Source organism: Pedobacter sp. ok626, assembly GCF_900100435.1.
Lineage (GTDB): Bacteria > Bacteroidota > Bacteroidia > Sphingobacteriales > Sphingobacteriaceae > Pedobacter.
In genome coordinates this window covers 147,448-167,782 of sequence record NZ_FNEX01000009.1, presented here as the reverse complement: position 1 = coordinate 167,782, position 20,335 = coordinate 147,448, and the positions used below count along the sequence as shown (strand labels likewise).

The 20,335-nt window shown below is 38.3% G+C and carries 14 protein-coding genes; 6 read left to right on the top strand and 8 right to left on the bottom strand.

Features of this window, described 5'->3' with window-relative positions; all coding sequences use genetic code 11:
- Positions 1-95 precede the first annotated feature (95 nt).
- Positions 96-1,157: a linear amide C-N hydrolase gene (locus BLS35_RS14410; RefSeq protein ID WP_090782194.1), complete on the bottom strand. Its 1,062-nt coding sequence runs from the start codon at positions 1,155-1,157 to the stop codon at positions 96-98.
- 179 nt (positions 1,158-1,336) lie between these two features.
- On the opposite strand from BLS35_RS14410, the gene BLS35_RS14405 reads away from it, so the two are divergent.
- Complete coding sequence (locus BLS35_RS14405; RefSeq protein ID WP_090782192.1) at positions 1,337-1,975, top strand: phosphatase PAP2 family protein; 639 nt, start codon at positions 1,337-1,339, stop codon at positions 1,973-1,975.
- A 511-nt stretch (positions 1,976-2,486) separates the two neighbouring features.
- Here BLS35_RS14405 and BLS35_RS14395 read toward each other — a convergent pair.
- From BLS35_RS14395 to BLS35_RS14375, 5 genes are all read right to left on the bottom strand, one after another.
- Complete coding sequence (locus BLS35_RS14395) at positions 2,487-3,227, bottom strand: recombinase family protein (protein WP_090782188.1); 741 nt, start codon at positions 3,225-3,227, stop codon at positions 2,487-2,489.
- A 5-nt stretch (positions 3,228-3,232) separates the two neighbouring features.
- The gene (locus BLS35_RS14390; RefSeq protein WP_165973417.1) at positions 3,233-3,538 is read right to left on the bottom strand and encodes a recombinase family protein; all 306 of its coding nucleotides are present in this window, start codon (positions 3,536-3,538) and stop codon (positions 3,233-3,235) included.
- 277 nt (positions 3,539-3,815) lie between these two features.
- Positions 3,816-4,709 (bottom strand): hypothetical protein, encoded by an 894-nt coding sequence (locus BLS35_RS14385; RefSeq protein WP_090782184.1) that lies wholly within the window; start codon positions 4,707-4,709, stop codon positions 3,816-3,818.
- Positions 4,706-5,029, bottom strand: coding sequence for a hypothetical protein (locus tag BLS35_RS28080; protein ID WP_207909189.1), 324 nt, complete (start codon positions 5,027-5,029; stop codon positions 4,706-4,708). The genes BLS35_RS14385 and BLS35_RS28080 overlap by 4 nt, the downstream gene beginning before the upstream one ends.
- A gap of 440 nt (positions 5,030-5,469) precedes the next feature.
- On the bottom strand, positions 5,470-5,961 hold the full coding sequence (locus BLS35_RS14375) for a GNAT family N-acetyltransferase (RefSeq protein ID WP_090782182.1): 492 nt from the start codon (positions 5,959-5,961) through the stop codon (positions 5,470-5,472).
- Positions 5,962-6,218: 257 nt separating this feature from the next.
- Here BLS35_RS14375 and BLS35_RS14370 point away from each other — a divergent pair, with 257 nt between their 5' ends.
- Positions 6,219-8,213 carry a glycosyl hydrolase family 28 protein gene (locus BLS35_RS14370; RefSeq protein ID WP_090782180.1) on the top strand — a complete coding sequence of 665 codons (1,995 nt, stop codon included), beginning with the start codon at positions 6,219-6,221 and terminating at the stop codon, positions 8,211-8,213.
- A gap of 2 nt (positions 8,214-8,215) precedes the next feature.
- Here BLS35_RS14370 and BLS35_RS14365 read toward each other — a convergent pair whose 3' ends face one another.
- Together BLS35_RS14365 and BLS35_RS14360 are read right to left on the bottom strand one after the other, a co-directional pair.
- A complete protein-coding gene (locus tag BLS35_RS14365) occupies positions 8,216-9,076 on the bottom strand; it encodes a DUF5106 domain-containing protein (protein WP_090782178.1) in 861 nt (286 codons plus the stop codon).
- Positions 9,066-13,031 (bottom strand): hybrid sensor histidine kinase/response regulator transcription factor, encoded by a 3,966-nt coding sequence (locus tag BLS35_RS14360; RefSeq protein ID WP_090782176.1) that lies wholly within the window; start codon positions 13,029-13,031, stop codon positions 9,066-9,068. Before BLS35_RS14360 ends, BLS35_RS14365 begins: the two co-directional genes overlap by 11 nt.
- 261 nt (positions 13,032-13,292) lie before the next feature.
- Between BLS35_RS14360 and BLS35_RS14355 the strand changes: the two genes are divergently transcribed.
- The 4 genes from BLS35_RS14355 to BLS35_RS14340 are packed head-to-tail and all read left to right on the top strand — an operon-like array spanning position 13,293 to position 20,332.
- Positions 13,293-16,409, top strand: a complete 3,117-nt coding sequence (locus BLS35_RS14355; protein WP_090782174.1) for a SusC/RagA family TonB-linked outer membrane protein — start codon at positions 13,293-13,295, stop codon at positions 16,407-16,409.
- Positions 16,410-16,420: 11 nt separating this feature from the next.
- Positions 16,421-18,019 (top strand): RagB/SusD family nutrient uptake outer membrane protein, encoded by a 1,599-nt coding sequence (locus BLS35_RS14350; protein WP_207909188.1) that lies wholly within the window; start codon positions 16,421-16,423, stop codon positions 18,017-18,019.
- 29 nt (positions 18,020-18,048) lie between these two features.
- The gene (locus tag BLS35_RS14345) at positions 18,049-19,134 is read left to right on the top strand and encodes an FISUMP domain-containing protein (RefSeq protein ID WP_090782170.1); all 1,086 of its coding nucleotides are present in this window, start codon (positions 18,049-18,051) and stop codon (positions 19,132-19,134) included.
- 25 nt (positions 19,135-19,159) lie between these two features.
- Positions 19,160-20,332, top strand: a complete 1,173-nt coding sequence (locus BLS35_RS14340; RefSeq protein WP_165973415.1) for a family 16 glycosylhydrolase — start codon at positions 19,160-19,162, stop codon at positions 20,330-20,332.
- Positions 20,333-20,335 lie beyond the last annotated feature (3 nt).

Below are 20,335 nucleotides of genomic sequence, written 5' to 3'. Positions count from 1 at the left end.
CATATAAGGATACTTAATATTAAGGCGTTAACAAGAAAGACCCGGACGATCATTGACCGGTCGGGAAATTACTACTTTAAAAAGTGTTTTTAAGCTTAAATACCTTGAAATACAAAAGGTTTGGTTTCTACAAATTGATTAGAGGTTTCACCAGCATATATTTGGTTTTTATCTAATGCCAATTTTTTCACCTTACCTGTTTTGCTGAAATCCATTTTTTTTAAATCAACCCAAATCGCATTCGGACTGAGGGCATCTTCAAAATAGTATACTAAATTTTTCTGGTCAGAAACAGTTCTCCATCTTGTTGTAGATAAATTTGGAAAACCTTCGGTAGAAATACCATAGGGAACAGAACACTGTCTGATTACACTGAAAGCACCAGCTACCGCAATTCTTGTATCGTCTGTTTGCGGAATGGCGTTGATATAATAGGAAGCGCGTACATATCTGTCTGCCGCCCTATTCGTACCAGGAAGAAAGATATTGCCCGGAATGCCTTTCCAATATTCGTTTATGGCCAGTTGTTGTTCAAATACCGGGTCGTTTGTCATTACGGTATAAGATGGATCATGGTGTATCACTAACTTTCCATTTATATATTCCAGGATAGCATTGTCGCCGGTTGCATCTGATAGAGACAAGTGTACCGTTGTGAATTTATCTGTACCCGGGATAAAATCTGTAACAATAACAAATTCCTCTTTTTTAAATTGTGCTACTGCTTCCGCTACCGTGGCAAAATTATCCAGGGCGTATTGCGCCCATAGAGAAACGGACAAGCCTTTTCTACTATTACCTTCTTTCGAGAATTCTGGATATTTTGAACTTACCAGCCAAAGCAGATTAGCTACAAGTCCTTTCTCATTCATGCCGTCAGACACAGCAATATCCCAAGAACTGGTGGTCATGCTACCATGTTTAGAAGTCCATTTCATCGTATTTTTCCCTGTGCTTCCGTTGCGTTCCATACCTCTGGGGAAAAGCCATAGGTTGGAAGGAATAGGGATAGTAAAGTCCATACTCCTCGCAGTAATAATAGTGTTGTTTGGACCTTTATAAACGACTCTTGTACAGGCATCTGTTTTTTTTGTTACACTGCATACGGCAACGGCACTTAAAGCGATTGCAATTAGAAGACTTTTAGGGATTTTCATAAAATGAGATTGTTTTTAGTGAAAAAATAGGGATAATTGCTAAATTACTAAATTTAGGAAAATCTTTTAGTTTAGCAAAAACCAATTGGTATTTACAGATGTTAACCGAAAGTGAGTGAAAATTAAAATATGCAAAAGAATATTTTATTTATTGTTCGTTTTGGTATATATTTATCTCTATGACACTTAAACATTATACGTTTCTCTCAATTTTACTGTTATCAGCATTTGTTAATTTAAGTTATTTGGTAATTAATTATCCAATTAATCAATTCGATATCGATGCATCCAGATTTGTGCAGCAACATGCTGGGGCCGGTTTGGATAAATTTATGCTATTTATTAGTTTCTTTGCCGATAGTCCATATATATACTTCAGTTTAATCTTAATAACAGCGGCTTTTTTCTTTATAAATAAGTATAAAAGGGAAGCCTATTTTATATTAGCGGTAGTGCCATGTTCCACAATTATTGTATTGGTTAAAAAAACAATTAATAGACAGAGGCCAAATAGCGATTTGGTTAGGGTAGTAGAGGATTTAGAAACTAAAAGTTTTCCCAGCTCACATGTATTTTCCTATACTTTGTTTTTTGGTTTTATTATCCTGTTAATGTTCAGTGTAAAAAGTATAGCGAAAAATTTAAGGATAATGTTGGCCGTAATCTCTGGCTTTTTTTTAGTGCTTGTTGTGCCATCCAGAATTTATTTGGGTGCACATTGGTTTACCGATACCATTGGTGGGATATTGCTGGGATCCTTAATAATTTTAATTCTCTATTTTTTTTATTTAAGAGAAAATCGAGAAAAAGGTATTTAAAAATCGCTGTTTTTTTATTTGAAACTATGTTTAATAAAGTGAGCATATTGATTTGTTCATTTTTGCTTTACATGCCAGTCGGATGATGATAAACATAATATCAGTCTTTAATTTAAGTATTAAAGACTGATATTATGTTTCTGATTCCCTGTAAATAAAAAGCAATTGTCTGTATATCAATATTGTTTAATTGTCTTGGGAAAAGAATAAATAAATGAATTCAAGTTGCATTTTAACAGATAAAAGTTTATATTTAAACATAGTATTTGCAACTAAAGTATATTAAAAAAAAGGTGCGTTATTCGGGGAGTCGAATATTAAAAGCCATCCAGATATTGTAAAAACGCTGATTTTGGCACTAGGTGCAAATCCCAGCGGGATCACACAACCGACATCAAAATTTTCAACGATTTGATGTCGGTTTTTTTTATTCATTAATTCACTGTTAGTCAAGCAGATATACCTTGCAATTATATTCATTTCAGCAGTTCGAAACGCCGTTCCATCAAATTCAAGTTTTTTTGGGATATATCGAACTGGCAATCATCCTTTTTGTTTCCATATCGCCCTGCTTATACCGCTTTGAGATGCTTGATATAGCATTTAGGGCATGATCAAGCCTGGTTTGAATGTCGTATGTCTTGGTTTCTGAAACCAGGCAACCCAGTTCTTCTTCCAGCTTATCAGTCTCTAATTTTCCACTGCTCTTTATTTCCCTATAATCGTCTTCATCCAGTTTATCAGAAAGATAAAGATCTCTTGCCTTCGATACTCTTTCGTTGATCACATCTATTTGTTTTGAAACAGATTTTCTCTTTTCATCAATACCGCCTGTAAAGGATTTGTAGTTATTGAGCAAAAGTTTTTTTAAAACATCTTTCAAAGGTGGATTAAATTCAAACTTTGTCAGCTCCTTTTCAAAAAGATCATTCACAATATCAGATTTAGACCTGAAACTGCATTTCTTTGTGCAATGGTAATAGTAGTATATTTTCGAATGACCTTTAGAACCACTGCCCGTAAGGTTGCCGCCGCAACGCGGACAGGTTAAAAGCCCCCTAAGCGGAAAATGCTCATTCAGCAGAACCTTTCCTCCGGGTCTTTCTCCTTTCTTGTTACCATCCAGTACATCCTGAACCTTGTAGAACAACGCTTCGCTGATCAAAGGCTCGTGCTTGCCTTTAATGTAGTATGCCTCTTCCTGTTTATACTGCCCGATGTAGATTTTACCACAGTACACCGTATTCCTCATAGCAGTTATAAAGGTATTTCTGGCAAGTCCTTTGCCTTTCTCATACCATAAAAGACATTCAGTGCCCTTCTGTCGTTTTCTACTTCAGGAGAGGCCAGATAAATAGCCAGCATCAATTTATTTTCGGGGATAGCCATATCAAGCGGCTGCTCTATGGCTTGGGGATTGATCCCATTTTTTTGCAGCAGATTAATCATCTGGTAGGCATCCCCGGCATTTCGGCTGAACCTATCCCATTTGGTAAACTCTATCTCTATATGTTGACAAGGAAAAAATATCCAAAGTATCAAATCGGCTTGAAAAAAATTCAAAAAGATACTTTTCTATTCTGCGCTATCTTATTCATCTAAAATCTAATTTTTTGTAAGGCAATTTTGTGCGGTAATTTTTTCGTGTCAGTTGGTCGGGTTTCTATCTGTAAGTTGAATGTCGTCTTGCCGTTGCCACTAACGTTTCGGGGCTTTGCGTTCGGGCGGGAAATCGAAGCATAAAAGCCGATTTTATTACTAATGTTTAATTGAAAAACTGCCGTTGAATTTTGCACTTCAGCCCGCCTGACGCAAAACCCTTGTTACCTGCAATTGTTTTTTAAATTATTTGGTTTTCAGAAACTTCTCCAGTTAATAAATCTGTGGTCTTAAATGTATGTAGCAAAACTTTATTATCAAAATAGTTTGTAGCGAATCTGCCTCTAAACTGATACCCCTCAATTTGATTAATTAGTTCTCCATTCTCGCTATTAATCACAAATTCTGCACCCCAATTATTTGTTTTGGTAGATGTAGAATAGACTGCTACATAATTTCCATCTTCCGTTGAATAAATTTCAGAAGAATTAATTCGTCCTAAGCTATTAAAATCTTTACTCCATTTTGTTTTAAAATTTCGGTCGAAACAATACAAAATGTTTGTTTCCGTAATAACATATATAGAAGTAAAATCAACAGAATACTTAACTCGACTAATTATTTCCTTTGTTCCAATTTTTTGGACGTCTGTTTGTCCTGTTTTAAAATTGAACAAATAACAAGTTTCTTTTTTTTGTTCGCAAGGAGCTAGAAAAGTGTCATTTTGTAAATCTAAATCTCCTTTGTAAAGTCTGATTAGCTTTGGAAGTTCCGCAATTATTTCGTTTTTAATTATGTCAAGGCAAAAAGGTTTTTTATTATTGGCGACCACTAATAATTTACTTCCTGTTATGTCAAACGCTATATCATAAACATAATATTTATAATTATTCAGAAGAACAGTATTAGTATCGTGTTCTATTACTACCAAGTCAGTTTTTTCTAATTTTGTTTGTTGCGAATTAATTGTGATTGCTATTTTTCTACCGTCTGGCGAAATACTTTTAGATTTCCAATCTAAATACTCTTCTAAATATTTTTTTTCTTTGGTCTTGAAATCAAAAAGAAAAAGTCCTTTTTTGTTCTGTAAATTTTTTTCAAAAAGTCCAATTTTTGCTTGTCTATTAAGTATCATAATTTTTTCACGTTGGTTTTTGTACAATTGCAGGTAACGTCCAAATCTACGCAATACGCCAGGGAATAAGTAAGCCCTACAGCATCTTGAATTGTAGATTTTATATCTTCCCTAATATTTTGTACATCAGGGAGCGCTTCAATGCTTTCATTCAGATCGTTTACCAAATCACTAATGGGCTTATAATCCGCTTCTTTAATTTCACCACTCTTATTTTTCAAGAGTGTAAATAATGGATTAGTTCTGTTATTATGAAAATCACTTACAACATCCCTCAAGGCTTGTATGAATGTAAAAGAAATCTCCTTAGCTACAGACATTTGATGTGGAATTTTAGACCCAAATTTTGAAGCATCTATAGTCGATGGGAAAGCTACATTTTCAAAATCGCCTACAAGTTCTTTGTATATGTCAGGATCATTAAAATCTGCAGTACTTTTTCCTGTAAAGAAAGTTTCGTAGTTGTCCTGAATAGTGATGTCAATAAACAGGTGTTATTTCAAAAAACATTCTTATATTTATATACAGCAATTGCAGCTAAAACGTATAAAATAAATGGTGAATGATTCGGTGAGTCGAATTTGAAAACCATACAAAATACTATTTAAACGCTGATTTTTGGACTAGGTTCGAATCCCAGCGGGATCACTAGAATAAAATTAAACCCTTGCAAGTCAATAGATTGCAAGGGTTTTTTCATTTAACTGTCAATATTACAGTAAAAAATGTGGATCAAGCGGAATTCTTGGGAAAATGAAATTTAATTTATTGCTTTTTCATAGCAATTGAAAAGTCCTTTGCGGAAGATCACTGTACCGACAAACTCATATCCTTTTTTCAGATAGACAGTATTGGCAGTTTCATTGAGAGAGAATGCGTCAAGCCGAATGGAAAGATAGTTATGTTCAATTGCATACTGCTCGGCAAATCTTATCATCTTAGTGGAGATTCCTTTTGCCTGAGCCAACGGGCTAACAAATAACCTATGGATAACAAGAAACGGTGATGGATACTTCCACATTAAAAGATAGTATTCTTTATCGCAGGATTCGTTGAACACCATATAGGACAATAGCTCATTATTTTCAATATATACGTAACCTACTTGGCGCTGAATATCCTGTTTAAGTATGTCTTTGTTGGGATAATCAGCATCCCATTGGTCAATACCGTCGTCATACATCCTTGATTTTACATCTTCCAATACTTCTTCTATTATATCCAAATCATTGGGCATTGCTTTTCTAATCATAGATTGCTATTTTATACTTAAAACTTATATTATTCCTTTTTCTTTTTTCCACTTCGGGATTCTCCCTTTGGCGTTGGTGTAAGGAGAAGCCGTATTCTGATACTTAGATTTATAGACCTAAGAACTCAATTTAAAGTGGTATGAAGTAGATAATAATGTTCAAAGTTGGCTACTTTGGTTCAACCTTTACTACCGTTATCTACCTGGTTCAATCTGTTGTTTATATTTAGTTACAAACCAAATATAAACGATTAAGTATGAAAATCTTATTTTTAATCATGGCCTCGGTGTGCCTTGTCTCCTGTCATAAAGCGATGCTTGATGAAGGAGTTGAAATGTTAAACCGGAAAGAGAGCAGTACATTAAATGCCCTGCTTTCTGACTCAGTTACTATTTATCCTATTCCGTCAGGTTTACCTGCGGGATATAAGTCTGCCGCTTATACGGTGACAGCAGGCGGAAAGCCTGTTGCGCTTTATAATGCCGGTAACAATGGCTGGGGAAATGCAGTAAGCTATGGCTATTTTGACAGAAGTGGAACGGTAACTGTAACGGTTACCCCATCCACAAGTTTTAGTTCCTTTAAGCTACTGCCCGAATCCCTGGGAATTACTGGTACGAGAAATGGAAATACGATTACGTTTTCAATCCAGCAGTCTGCAAATATCTCTTTGGTGTTAAATAACAATTACCAGGGAAAGGTACTTCATCTTTTTGCAGAGGATCTGGAAACGGAAATTCCATCTCCTTCGGATCCTAATGTGGTTTATTATGCCCCTGGTTATTATGACCTCAGCACACAGCCCCCAATTGGTTTAAGTTCAGGAAAAACGCTGTACATTGCCGGGGGCGCTGTAATCAGGGGACGTGTGAAGATCGATAATGTATCCAATGTAACGGTTAGAGGAAGGGGGATATTACTGAATGATTATAACAGTTCAACGGATAACATTGCCCTTACTTTGGCATCGGTAAGCAATTCAACGGTTAGGGATATTATTGTTAACCGCAATATAGGAAGTTGGACCGCTGCTATGCATAACTGTAGTTTTGTGAATGTAAACAATTATAAGGCTATAAGTCCTTACTTTGCGAGCTCCGATGGCTTTAATATCAATAGTAGCCATGACATTACCTTTGATAAAGCTTTTGTCCATTCAGCGGATGATGCTGTGGCGATTAAGGGGATGTCAGATCAGCTTCCTGCGAATTCTCTGCCTATTTACAATATTACTTATAAAAATGCTCAGCTGTGGGCCGATGCCAATAATGCAATTGGTATAGGGGCTGAAACAAGAGCGTCCAGGTTCCAGAACATTTTATTTCAGAATATTGATGTCTTGTATAATTTTGATGATAAGAACCATCCGGATGTATTGCCTGACCGTTCTGCTATTAATATCTTTGCTTTACATGGAACCTATTTCAGTGACATCACCTTCGAAAACATACGGGTAGAAAACGCGAAACGATTGATCAATATACAGATGGATGAGACTTTCTATTTTGGTTCATTAACCGGTAACTGGAGCTGGCCTGGAGCGATGACAAACATTACTTACCGTAACATTACCTCTACTTCGAATGGGAGTAATGAGATTAAGCTGGCGGGCTGGGATGATAGTCACCGGATTACTGGCGTAAAGTTTGAAAATGTTAAGATTAATGGAGCTTATTTATTGAATTTCTCTGATGGCCGTTTTACGGTAAACCGTTTCGCAAACGGGCTCCAGGTAATTAGTCCATTGGGGACTATTAATGGTGATGTGTACAATGCTTCCGGTGATTTTTCGGCAGTTCAGGGGAAAAGGAATTGGTATTACCGGGTCTGGAGAGCTGGTATTGGCACTACACTTATGAATTGGAATCCGGATGGCTCTAATCACTGGAGAGGGCCAGGTAGTTATGACGGGATATGGAATGGAACCGGCAATATATATATGCATCCGGACAATAGTCAGGCGATGCTGGAATGGCAGGCGCCAAAAGCCGGGACGGTAAAGGTTACCGGATTGGTTAGAAAAAATGATACTGGAGGTGGAGATGGTGTAAATGTAAGCATATGGAAAAACAATACGCTGGTTTGGCCATCTGGACAGTGGCAAACTATTAATTACAATAACAGCACCGGATTCTGGCATGACATTAATGTAGTCGTGGCGTTTGGGGATGTACTTTCTTTTCGGGTAGACCAAAGGAGCAATTCCGGTTGGGATACTACTTATTGGAATCCACAGGTTGCCTACCAGTAGTTTTAATAAGAGGAAGTGGTCAAATAATAAATGACCTGATCAAAGTTAGCATCCTTAAGGATGATGTTCTTTTTCCGATTTAATAAATACATGGTTGGAACCGATCTTAAGTCATATAGCTTTTTAGTCCTTAGGTAATGCTTTGGGTCGTATGCACTAAGCCAGGTCTTCGGAAGGTTGTGTTTTTGCTTTTTCCAGATTTCGATTTTAAAATCAATATAAACGGACAAAATTTTTAATTTCCGGGATTGTAAAAGATCCCGGATAATTTTAGCGTTTATTAAAGATTTTTGATTTTCGATGCAGGATTCGCATTCTGGATTATATAAGATCAAAAGCAGTAAAGGGCTTTTTGGTGAATATAGTGTGCTGTTTTTTCCATTACTCATTGTATACAAAAAGTCAGGAGCAGGCATCCCTGGATTATTTTTATTTATCCATTTAAGGTCCTCAATCGCCTTGGCTAAGCGCTTCTTTTCAGCACAAGGTGAGGATAGGAATTCTGTTAATAGCGGTCGATACAAGTGCTCTGAACGCATCGGCGAATTGGGGTCATACAGGAACTTCCTAAATAGTTCGTGAAAATAATTAAAGGTCAGGCAGTTTTGAGCCATTTTTCGGCTCAGAATAATAAGGTTTTTTTTGGTCTTCTCCAGGGAATTGATTCGGGACTTTTCGAGGTAAGTTAGTAATGCTCGTTCGGTTTCCAGGGGATTATTTACGCCTGCCCTAAAATCATAATTGTCCCAGTAATGATCCATAACATACTGCTGTTTTTCTTTGACTAACTGTGCAAAACAGACGATAGAAACTATTATCAGGCCAATTGTGGCAATTGAATGTCTGAAGTATTTATACGCCATTTTCCTGTTTGCTTTTTCTATACTGACTTGGGGTGAGGCCAAAGAAATCTTTAAACTGTTTGCTGAAGTAATTGGAGTTGGAGTAGCCTAATTTATAAGCAATTTCTGAAATGCTTAGAGATTGTTTTTTTAAAAGGGACTTTCCATAATCCAGCTTCACTTTAATGATGAAATCTGTAGGTGAGATCTCTGTTGTTTTTTTTACCTGTAGGTACAGCTGTGTCCTGCTGATACGCATTTTATGGGCCAGCTGATTGACAGAAAAATCATTACTTGAAATATTATCGACTATGATCTGTTGTACTTTAAGGATAAAGGATTCTTCCTGCGAATTCGCCTCTTCTTTCAGACGCAGGGGCTCTTGGTGGCTGTAGTAGTTTCTTAAAGTGGCTTTATTTTTTAATAAGCTGCTAATCTTAGCTAAAAGTTCGCTGGTGCTGAAGGGTTTATTGATATAGCCGTCTGCACTAAGTTCATAGCTTTTGATTTTGTTTTGAATGTTATCATAGGAGGTCATCAGGATCACCGGGATGTGCTTGGTTTTGGGGTTACTCTTTAAGTGATCACAAAGTTCATAACCGTCCATTACAGGCATCATAATGTCACTGATCACCAGATCAACCTGCTGGCTTCTAATATAATCAAGTGCTTCTTTTCCATTGTGGGTAATCACCACATGGTACAGCGCTTTAAGTTTGTTTTTGAACAGGTCTGCAAGTTCAGAATGGTCTTCAACCAGCAACACTTTGTGGGTATGTCCTTGCGTGTTGGATTGTAGGTTCACATTAACCGGATCTGAATAAAGTACATCATTGATCAGCTCCATGGTGGAGTTTAAGTTCAAATCCTGGTTCTCTGTTATGGAGTTCACTTTTGTATTGATCGGTAGACATAGCGTAAACCGGGTGCCATCTTTAATACTGCTTTCTACCTTTATCTCGGCATTGAGGCGTTTTGTTAGTCCGATAACAAGAGCTAATCCAATCCCGTTGTTATCATAATAGTCACCTGTTGATTTCTGTCTGAAATAGGGTTGAAAGATCATCTGTATTTGTTCCTGCGGAATAAAGCTACCTGTATTTCTGACGGAGATATTTACTTTCTGTGGGACGACAGATTCGCTAATTTCCATGATGATATTTCCGTTAACTTCACAGTTCTTAAATGCGTTACTTAGCAGATTACTGATGATTTTTTCCAGCTTGTCGAAATCCATATTCACCATCAGCTCCTGTTTAAAACAATTGAACTCATAACTGATGTTTTTCCGCTCCAAGAGTGGTGTAAAAACAGAAAAGATGTTATTACAGAAAGCAATTAAGTCGGCATAGCTCGTTTGGAGTGGGAGATCACTGGTCTCGATTTCCCGAAATTCCATGAGTTGACTGATCAAAAATGTTAAACGCTTAATGTTTTTCTGAGAGATCTCATATTCTTTGATGTTTTCAATCTTATGATTGGAGAAAAGGTCCTCCTGTATAGCCATAATAATTGCAAGCGGGGTTTTGAGCTCATGGGACATGTAGGTGAAAAAGTCCAGTTTGCTTTTGTTCAGTTCTTCCAGTTTTGTCTTTTCTACTGCTGAGAGTTTTATTTTAAGTATCTCCAGATGCCTTCTTTTTATAAACTTTCTTAATTCCAGAACAGCATACAAAAGCAAGATGGTGTAGATCAGCAGCATGATGTTATTAAGCAGGAAATGAGGTTTAATGGTAATTTTTAGCGCTTTTGATGATAATGTCTTGTGATTTAGGTCTTCTAACTTAACTAATAGCCTGTAACTACCCGGTTTTAAGGAAGTAAAATTGATATTTCCTGAGCCGGAAGATAGTTCGTACCATCTGTTATCCGAGCCTTCCAGCTTATAAAAGGTCCGGTAGTTTTTTCTACTTTGATGATCAAAGTTTACCTGATTGACTTCTATAGAGATCATATTCTGATTATAGGCGAGTTCAATTTCATCGGTTTCATTGATGCTCTTTTCAAAATAAGCCACATTTTTCAGCTGACTTACATTGAAAATTTTGAAATCAGAAAAATATAGATTTGGCTTGACCAGAGATTGTTGAGCAAATTGAGGTGTCTTGAAATAACATATTCCATTCACAGAACCGAAATAAAGGATGTTGTCATAAACGTAGGAAGAACGTTCATTAAACCAGGTGGTATTTAGTCCCCACATTACATCGATGTTTTTAATTGAATGGTCCTTTTCTACGCAATACAAACCATTAGCTGTAGACAACCAATACCTTCCCTGGGTATCTTTTTGCAGCCCGTTAATCTGGGATTTGACTATATTACTTCCAGGGTAGGGTAAAAGAATGTTCTCCTTTCCTATATAATAGAGATAGTCATTCTTCGTGCCCAATATGATCTTCTCACCATCAAAGAGCATAGAGTGAAACTGAACCCTGGCGCTGTTTGCATGTTTTTTTGTATAGATTTTCTTCGTTTTTTTTAACCTGTCGTAACAAATGATCTCGTTCAGGCAGCATACCCAGATCTGTTGATCTTTTACAATAATGTCATTAACGGTAGAACTGGTCGCCAGAAGTATGGAAAAACGATCCTGTTTTTTGTCATAAACATTTATATAGCCATCTGTACCGATCAGCAAACTGTCTTTGTTTAAATTTCTAATGGAAAAGATCCTGTTGTTGCTGATGGAGGATTTGTCATTTTTATTATATAAATAATGTTTAATCTGGTTTCCCTGGTCAATCAAGCAATACAATCCGTTGGATTCTGAACCTGCCCAGATATTGCCTGCCTGGTCTTCACATAGAGAAATGATATTGTCATTTATGCTGCTATTTTGGTGACTGAATCTCTTAGTAATCTGCAATTTCTCATTGTACACATTAATTCCAATGGTATTGGTGGCGACCCAGAGTTCCTTTTTTGATGACATAAGCATGTTGTTTACCACAATGCCGCTGGCCCTGTCGGGATTAGTGACGTGTAAAAAATTAAGCCAGGCATCATTCTTAGAGAGGTAGAAACCTCCATTGAAATAGGTGCCTAATACCATGTCACCAATACTGCTTTTAAAAATAGAACAGACAGTCGTGTTGAGCTCATTCTCAAAATTTTCGATGAGCATCCGATACTCCACATATTGATTGATGTAATCGAAAACGGCAATTCCTCTATTGTGGCCAATCCAAAGCCTTCCGCTATCATCCTCTGCCATGCTGCAGACGTTTTGTATCTGGCCAGGGTTGGGGAGTTGAAGCTTAAATTTATCTTGTACAGGATCATATCTGAAAATACCGTGCCTTTTGGTGCCTGCCCACAATAGCCCCTTGCTGTCGCAATAGAAGGAGGTTATCAATAAGTCGTTATCAAAATTTTCTGCAAATTTGAAGTCAGATAACTGATTACCTATGTTATCGCATTTCACAACTGTGGTAAAGGTTGCTCCCCATAGATTTCCTTCAGCATCTACTTGTATCTTATTGAAGTAAATATTTTTCTTAATCTTGATGAGTTTTTCCATTGTCAGACGATACAAGTTATTGTCACAGAGTATGATCAATCCTCTGACGTCGCTGGCAAGACCTTTGGAAGTATTGAATTGATCAGATTTGATCAGCACTGCATACTTGTTGGTACTGAAATCATACTCATAAATACCATTGTCTCCGGCAATGACCATCTTGTGTTTAAATGCTTTAATTTCTATAATTTTACCTGGCTGAAAAATGGAGTCGTTGCTCGTTCTGGGACAGGCTGTAATTTGATCTCCGTCATACAGGCTTATCCCATCATTGGTGCCCAGCCAGATGCGACCAGATTCATCCTCGGCTATTGCCGTCACCCTGTTGGAAAGCAAACCGTCTTGCTGTGTTAGTTTATTGTACTTTCTAATGTTCTGAGCGCTTAGATTCAGGGAATTGGAAAGTAACAAAAAAGCCAGATTAATTAATATCAAGAATTTTTTAAAACCCATTCTGTAAAACTTTTTGCAATTTCTTCAAATAAACGAGCTGGCATGGTCACTTAGATATAGTATTGTTTATTTAAGTACAATATCGTTTAATACCTTAGAAAAAAGGGCTTCAAATATCAAATTTGTACGAATATGAACTAAAATATCTTTTTTGAATGAAATTACTATCTATTTTCGACCTCAGGCGATTCAGGTCTTTGTCGACCACTAGCTACATAGAAAAAACAAACATTAACCAAACATTAACCAAATATTAAACGGATGAACAGCAAACAAGGAAAGTGTAAAATGCTTTGTTTCCTTATGGCTTTTTTACTGGAAGCTCCGCTCTCAAATGCAATGCAAGAGGCGAAATCTTTTCCGGTTAACAAGCACTACATAAAGGAAATTATAAAAGGGCGGGTAGTTGATCATAATAAGCGTCCGCTACCAGGTGTAAACGTGAAAATTGCAGATACTCAGATTGGAACGACAACAGATAAAGATGGGGTATTTTCGATGGATGTAAAGCCTGGAGATATCTTAATCATTTCTTTCATAGGCTTTAAAACGATTACCCATAAAATTGAACGGATTTCAAACGGGTTACAGTTTACTATGGAGGAGGATGCCTTTGGCCTTCAGGATGTTGTGGTGGTGGGGTTTGGTAAACAGAAGAAAGTGAATTTAACAGGTGCAGTTACCGCTGTTTCTTTAGATGATCTGGAAAGCAGGCCCATCACCAATGCTTCCATGGCTTTGGCAGGAAAAGTTGCCGGTATGCAGGTGACCCAAAATTCCGGACAGCCAGGCGCAGACGCAGGAACATTAACGATTCGTGGTATCGGGACTTTGAACAATTCCGCTCCACTGGTAATCATTGATGGCTTTGAAGCTTCTTTTAATGATGTAGATCCGAAAGATATTGCCGCTATTTCTGTGTTAAAGGACGCGGCTTCCGCATCAATTTATGGAAATAAGGCCGCCAACGGCGTGATCCTCATCACCACAAAAAGGGGAAGACCCGGTGCACTTAAGCTTAAATACGATGCTTACGCCGCTGTACAAAGTGTAACCCGTTATCCAGATTTGTTAAATTCTTACCAGTATTTAACATTGATGAATGAAGCCAAGGTCAATTCTGGTTTTCAGCCCCAGTACGAGGATACTTATATCAGCCATTATAAGAATATTACCGATCCGGTCAGGTACCGGGATTACAATTGGGCTGATTTTTATTTTAAACCTGCGCTGCAGCAAAATCATTACATGCAGATGAGTGGCGGAAAAGACAATATCGTTTATTCCATGTCTGCCGGATATTTAAATCAAAGTGGTATTGTCGATGGAACCCATTCCAATAAATATAACTTCAGGTTCAATACCCAGAATTCTTTCTTAAAAAATAAGGCACGTATTGGATTAACTGTAGCTGGTTATGCCACCAACAACACAGACCTGATCAATGGTGCGGAAAGCACCATTTCCAGAATTACGCAGATGGCACCTACAGTTATCCCCAGAATTGAAGGTTACGGCTGGACAGACTGGTTTTACAGCGATGCGATCAAAGATGCAGGTGGTGGTGAGAAAATGGACTATACCAATTTCAACTCCATTTTAAATTTATCATTAAACCTTACTGACAGGCTCAATTTTGAGGGTGCAATCAATTATGTAATTAACAACGACAGGCAGCTGTCTTACGCGCCAAATGTAGATCTTTACCTGGTTACCCGTGCTGCCGACGGTACCAGTATCATTGGGAAAAATAATTCCAGGGAGTCTTACATCAGGAAAAGCTCCAATAGGTATGGTACTATTTCTAGTTGGGCAAATTTAAATTACACCTATAACTACAAGCAAAAACACCATTTCAAAGCATTAACAGGTTTTCAACAGTTTCAATGGAGAGGAAATTACTTTCAGTCAGAGATCAAACGTTTGTCTGCTAACCTGCCTTTTTTTAGTGTGGGCGATCCGGGGTCTGTTAAAAATAACGACTGGGGTAGTATGGAAACTTCCCTGGGCTTCTTTGGCAGGATCAATTATGATTACGATGGTAAATACCTGTTTGAAGCCAATATCCGTTATGATGGCGCTTCTAAATTTGCGAAGGACCATAAATGGGGTGCCTTTCCGTCCTTCTCGGCCGGGTGGCGACTATCACAGGAGCAATTTTTTAAAGGAGTAGATTTTATCCAGGATTTGAAGATTCGTGCCTCCTGGGGTAAACTGGGTAACCAGAACATAGGTAATTCATATGCCGGACAGGACATATTAGGGCTTGGGGGATCACAAACCAATTATATCTTCAATAACCTGGATAATGTGGGTGCCGCAATTTCCGTGATTGCCAACAAGGACCTCAGCTGGGAAGAAACGGAACAAACTAACATCGGTTTAGACCTGCAGTTCCTGAAGGATTTTAGCCTTACTGCCGACTACTACATTAAAAAAACAAATAAAATATTACTTCAGCTGCCTATTTCAAGCACTTTTGGTTTTACTGATGTGCCTTACCAAAATGCTGGGAAAATGAGTAATAAAGGGATAGAAATAGCACTGGGCTACATCAAGAATGTCAATGATTGGCAGTTTAAAGCCAATTTAATAGCAGCGCACAATACCAATAGGGTACTGGATTTAAAAGGTTTGAACCCAATTATCTTTGATGGTGCCATCCTTAAAGAAGGTGTAAATTCTACCGCACTTTATGGTTACGATACAGAAGGTATTTATCAAAGCGAAGGAGAAATCCAAAAACACCTTAAAACCTTTGATCAGGACGGCTTTACATTGATCAACGCTTATGCCGGATTAAGGGCTTTGCCAGGTGATGTAAGATTTAAGGACCAGAATGGGGATGGAATTATTGACGATAAAGACAAAGTGGTATTGGGCCATACCTCGCCCGACTACGTATTTTCTGCAAATCTGAATGTTAAATATAAGGCTTTTGATTTAACCACTTTTTTTGAAGGAACTTATGGTGGCAGGGGCTGGAGTGCCGGACAGTTGGTTACACCTTTCTTTAACGGAGGATATAACGGTGCCAGCTGGTTGATGGACCGCTGGACTGCCGAAAGTCCAAACAATACCTATCAACGTGTTTATTTTGATAACCAAAGGGGCAACTTAAAATCTAAATATTTTGTGGAAGATTTGTCTTACCTGCGTTTAAAGAACATTGAGTTGGCTTACAACTTTTCAGAACAGTGGCTAAGTAAAATATCCGTAAAAGGGTTAAGACTTTTCGTAAGTGGTCAGAATCTTTTTACCATCACTGGCTATAAAGGCTTTGATCCGGAAGCTTCGGGTAATCCCAGAGCAGGGAGCAGAATAGGTAACTATCCACAGGTAAAAACGTATACCGCAGGTTTAAACCTAAATTTCTAAACATGAATACTATGAACACTAAAATATTTATAGGTCTGCTGATGATTTCAGCAACCATCTGTTCTTCCTGCAAGAAATATTTAGATACCGTTCCGGAAGATAAAGTGACACCAGAAACTTTTTTAACTGGTATAGACCAAGCAAATACCTTGCTGAATGGTGTTTACAACCAATTGTATTACGATAGCCCGGACAAGGCCATACCTTATGTTTATGATAACATGAGTGACAATTCGTTTAATTCACATCCATGGGATCCTGCACCGCAATTTGCAACAGGTATGCAAAATGCAGATAGTGATTTTGCTCTCGTGAAATGGAAATACAATTTCCGGGGTATTTCCAGGGCCAATGCGTTATTGAGAGGATTAAGTACAACGTCTAATTTATCTGAATCTGAAAAGAATAAGGTCATTGCAGAAGCTAAATTCCTAAGGGCTTATTTTTACTTTGACCTCCTTAGTTTTTATGGTAAAGTGCCGGTCTTAGACGAGAATTCTGCACTTACCAATCCAAGTAGGAATGAAATTCCAGCTGTCCTGAACTTTATCAGCAGCGACCTGAATGTGGCAGTAAGTTATCTGGACGCTTCTTTTGGTGGAGAACGCGCCTCTAAAGGTGCTGCTTTGATGCTAAAACTACGGGTAGCAGAATACATGCGAAAGCCACTTGAGGTAATTTCCATTGCTCAGCAGATCGAGAAATTGGGCTACGATTTGTATCCGAATTATTTCGAGCTATTCCAGGTTGCGGGTATAGAGCAGAAAACCAACCACGAAATTATGTTCAAAATCAATTATGCAAAAGACTTGAGGAGCAGCGAGGTATCTAAACTTTTTGGTAACTGGAATAATTTTGCACCTACTTTGCAAATGGTAGACAGTTATTACACCAAAAATGGATTCCCGATTAAGGACATTAGCACCACAGAAGGAGCATTTATTCCTGCAGATCCTTCCTACAATAAAGACAGACCTTTCGATAACAGGGATCCAAGACTCCAAATGTCTATTGTGGTACCTGGTTCAGAATTTAGGTTGGATGGACAGGGATGGTACCAGGCCAATTACATTCCTGCAAATTGGGATGTAGCCACCTCATTTACGGTACGGAAGTTTGTAGACCCTATGTTAAAAAACCTTACTAATGATGGTACAGACCGGATTGTAATGCGTTATGCCGAAGTGTTGTTGTCCTGGGCGGAAGCTGAAAATGAATTGAATGGCCCTACTGCAAAAGTGTATGATATCATTGATCGGATCAGAGCACGTGCGGGTATGATCAAGCTTTCTGTCGCTATGCCATCCATTTCTAAAGTCGTGATGACAGAGGTGATTAGAAATGAAAGACGAATAGAGTTGTTTGGAGAAGGAAGAAGATGGTTTGATATCAGGAGGTGGCGTATTGCAGAAAAGGTTATGGTAGCTGCAGTTGGGTATGATAAGTCGAAATTGTCCTGGTATTCAGCAGGTGCCTTAACTGAATATTGGCAATATGTACCCATTGTGGTGGATCAAAGGTCTTTTAATCCGAATCGGGATTATTTATGGCCGATACCAAATGAAGAACTTAATTCCAATCCTAATATGGATCAGAATCCAGGATATTAATCAGCACATTCAAATAGAAAGATCATAAGATGAACTATAAAATTATTTATTCCTGTTTACTCAGCGTATTTCTGTTCCAGTCTTGCCAGAAAAAAATTGAGTATGTGAGCCCGGATTGGGCACAACAGTTATTACCAGCAAACAATACGCAAGTTAAAATTGATTATTTTGATACCAGTACTTCTCAGGAGTTTACCTGGCTTCAAAGACCGGCATCCACCTATAAAATTTCTATTGCAACAGATCAGGACTTTAAAAATCCGATTACCTACGATGTAGGGGCTGCAGGCTCGTTTAAGCTGGGTAATGCCGATTTTTTTAATGATTTAAAAAAGCTCAACCCTGCGTTCAGCAACGCTGGCCGTTTCTTTTGGCGCTTAGAACAAAATACAGGAGGCAAAATCGAAAGCGTATGGAGGTATTTTGATGTCATCGTTTCCGTTACTGGTTTTATTGACCCAAGAGATAATGAAAGCTATAAGGCACTGCAATATATGTTGCCAGGGGGAAAACTAGTTACCATTATGTCCGAAAATTTAAGAGCATCGACATATACCGATGGCAGTCCGTTGGTGTTACCGCGCAAGCTGGCTCCAGGGGCAACGCCTGAAGCCATTAAATCCAGGACAGGAGGGTATTACTCCTGGGCTACAGTAGTCAGGGATGAAGCAGCAGCCAGAACCAAAACTTTGGAAGGAAAAAACATCCAGGGCATTTGTCCGGACGGCTGGCATGTTCCTTCCTTTCCAGAATGGAAAGAACTTATCACTTATTGGAGTCCCAGTTCTGGTGATAAAGTGAAGAACCCTGAGTTCTGGACCCAGAACGGATACATTACAGGGGAAGCCAAGTTTAATGTTGTACCTGGTGGTTTTTACTGGAATGAATGGCAGGACGGTTTGGCTGATTTAGGAGGGTTAACGGGTTTCTGGAGCTCATCACCTTCACTTAGCGGCTACCAGTTCTCCTGGGAAACTTTAACGGCAGACCGTCCCGGAGAGTCAGCGGCAGTTGTGATTTATAACGACCCAGGAAATCGTGATGTCAATACACAATCCAGAAGCAGCTCGGGCGGCGGCAATTTTCATTACCATGTGCGCTGCATTATGGATTAACCTTAACCTCATTAATTCTATAACCATGAAACAAATCAAATACATCTGTCTGCTTGTAGTGGCCCTGGCTATTTTTCTTTCCTGTAAAAAGAAAAATAACTTTTACGAGGTTGGCTTTCAGCAAACCGTACTGATCAAACCTATTGCAGATACTTTAATCGTATTGGATGATGAAAACCTGAATACCCTGATCGGCTTTGAATATTTTTCTAAAAGAGCCCATGTCGATTACAATCTTATCTTGGGCACCAATTTGGCACTCACAGAAAACCGTAAAGTTGTTTCCGCCGGTGTAAGCGAAAAATATTACATCACGCATTTTAAACTGGATTCTCTTTTAAACACTATGAACATAGCTCCCGGCACACAGGCCGCTATTTACTGGACTGTACAAGCAAAAAATCCTGAATTTAGCCGTACAGAAGAAGCCCGTAAACTGAACATTCAACGTTTTGGACGAAGATCAATTACCCCCGAGGGTGTCAGCTGGACACTGGACAATTCAAAAAGTGATGAATTTAATGAACTCGATCCTGGCAAATGGTCAAATGCGCCACTCTGGTATTATGGTGGGGTAACAGGAGATTTTGCCTTTAAATCCGGGAACACCACCGTAAGCGGTGGAATTGTCAGCATTATGGCTAAAAAGGAAGATCATCAAAATCTTCCAGATCCAAATGTGCTCCGCCATTACACGGCAGGTTGTCTAAAATCAAAATTTGAGGTAGGAGGGAATACCTATATTGAAGTTCGTGCCAAGATGATCAAATCCCTAGCCAATGTATGTGCTGCCATATGGATATCAGATGAACCTGTATTAGAAAAAAGTCCTAACATAGAAATTGATATTCAAGAAACCAAGGATGCGGATGACCAGCCACACCTTTTAAATTCGAGTTTGCTTACCTGGCCGAAGCCAGGTAATGGAAATACAGTACCGGGATCTAAAAACTATTATTTTTCCAGTGGACTGGATGAAGATTTTCACCTCTACGGTTTGGAACGTAGAAACGGTAAATTAAAATTTTATCTGGATGGCGTGTTATACTGGGAATGGGATGCCGCTGCTACGCCGGAATTTGTTACACAGCTTCGGCCAATTATTTTTAGTATAGAAGGGCATGCGGGAGTACCCGTTAGTGAACATCTGCCCTCAGATTTTCAAATAGACTGGGTACGTGTTTATAACGCCAATTGATTA

Excerpts from the sequence above, each read along its gene's own strand:
- BLS35_RS14410 (WP_090782194.1), bottom strand. The coding sequence starts at position 1,157 with ATGAAAATCCCTAAAAGTCTTCTAATTGCAATCGCTTTAAGTGCCGTT.
- BLS35_RS14405 (WP_090782192.1), top strand. The coding sequence starts at position 1,337 with ATGACACTTAAACATTATACGTTTCTCTCAATTTTACTGTTATCAGCA.
- BLS35_RS14395 (WP_090782188.1), bottom strand. The coding sequence starts at position 3,227 with ATGAGGAATACGGTGTACTGTGGTAAAATCTACATCGGGCAGTATAAA.
- BLS35_RS14385 (WP_090782184.1), bottom strand. The coding sequence starts at position 4,709 with ATGATACTTAATAGACAAGCAAAAATTGGACTTTTTGAAAAAAATTTA.
- BLS35_RS28080 (WP_207909189.1), bottom strand. The coding sequence starts at position 5,029 with ATGTCTGTAGCTAAGGAGATTTCTTTTACATTCATACAAGCCTTGAGG.
- BLS35_RS14375 (WP_090782182.1), bottom strand. The coding sequence starts at position 5,961 with ATGATTAGAAAAGCAATGCCCAATGATTTGGATATAATAGAAGAAGTA.
- BLS35_RS14370 (WP_090782180.1), top strand. The coding sequence starts at position 6,219 with ATGAAAATCTTATTTTTAATCATGGCCTCGGTGTGCCTTGTCTCCTGT.
- BLS35_RS14365 (WP_090782178.1), bottom strand. The coding sequence starts at position 9,076 with ATGGCGTATAAATACTTCAGACATTCAATTGCCACAATTGGCCTGATA.
- BLS35_RS14360 (WP_090782176.1), bottom strand. The coding sequence starts at position 13,031 with ATGGGTTTTAAAAAATTCTTGATATTAATTAATCTGGCTTTTTTGTTA.
- BLS35_RS14355 (WP_090782174.1), top strand. The coding sequence starts at position 13,293 with ATGAACAGCAAACAAGGAAAGTGTAAAATGCTTTGTTTCCTTATGGCT.
- BLS35_RS14350 (WP_207909188.1), top strand. The coding sequence starts at position 16,421 with ATGAACACTAAAATATTTATAGGTCTGCTGATGATTTCAGCAACCATC.
- BLS35_RS14345 (WP_090782170.1), top strand. The coding sequence starts at position 18,049 with ATGAACTATAAAATTATTTATTCCTGTTTACTCAGCGTATTTCTGTTC.
- BLS35_RS14340 (WP_165973415.1), top strand. The coding sequence starts at position 19,160 with ATGAAACAAATCAAATACATCTGTCTGCTTGTAGTGGCCCTGGCTATT.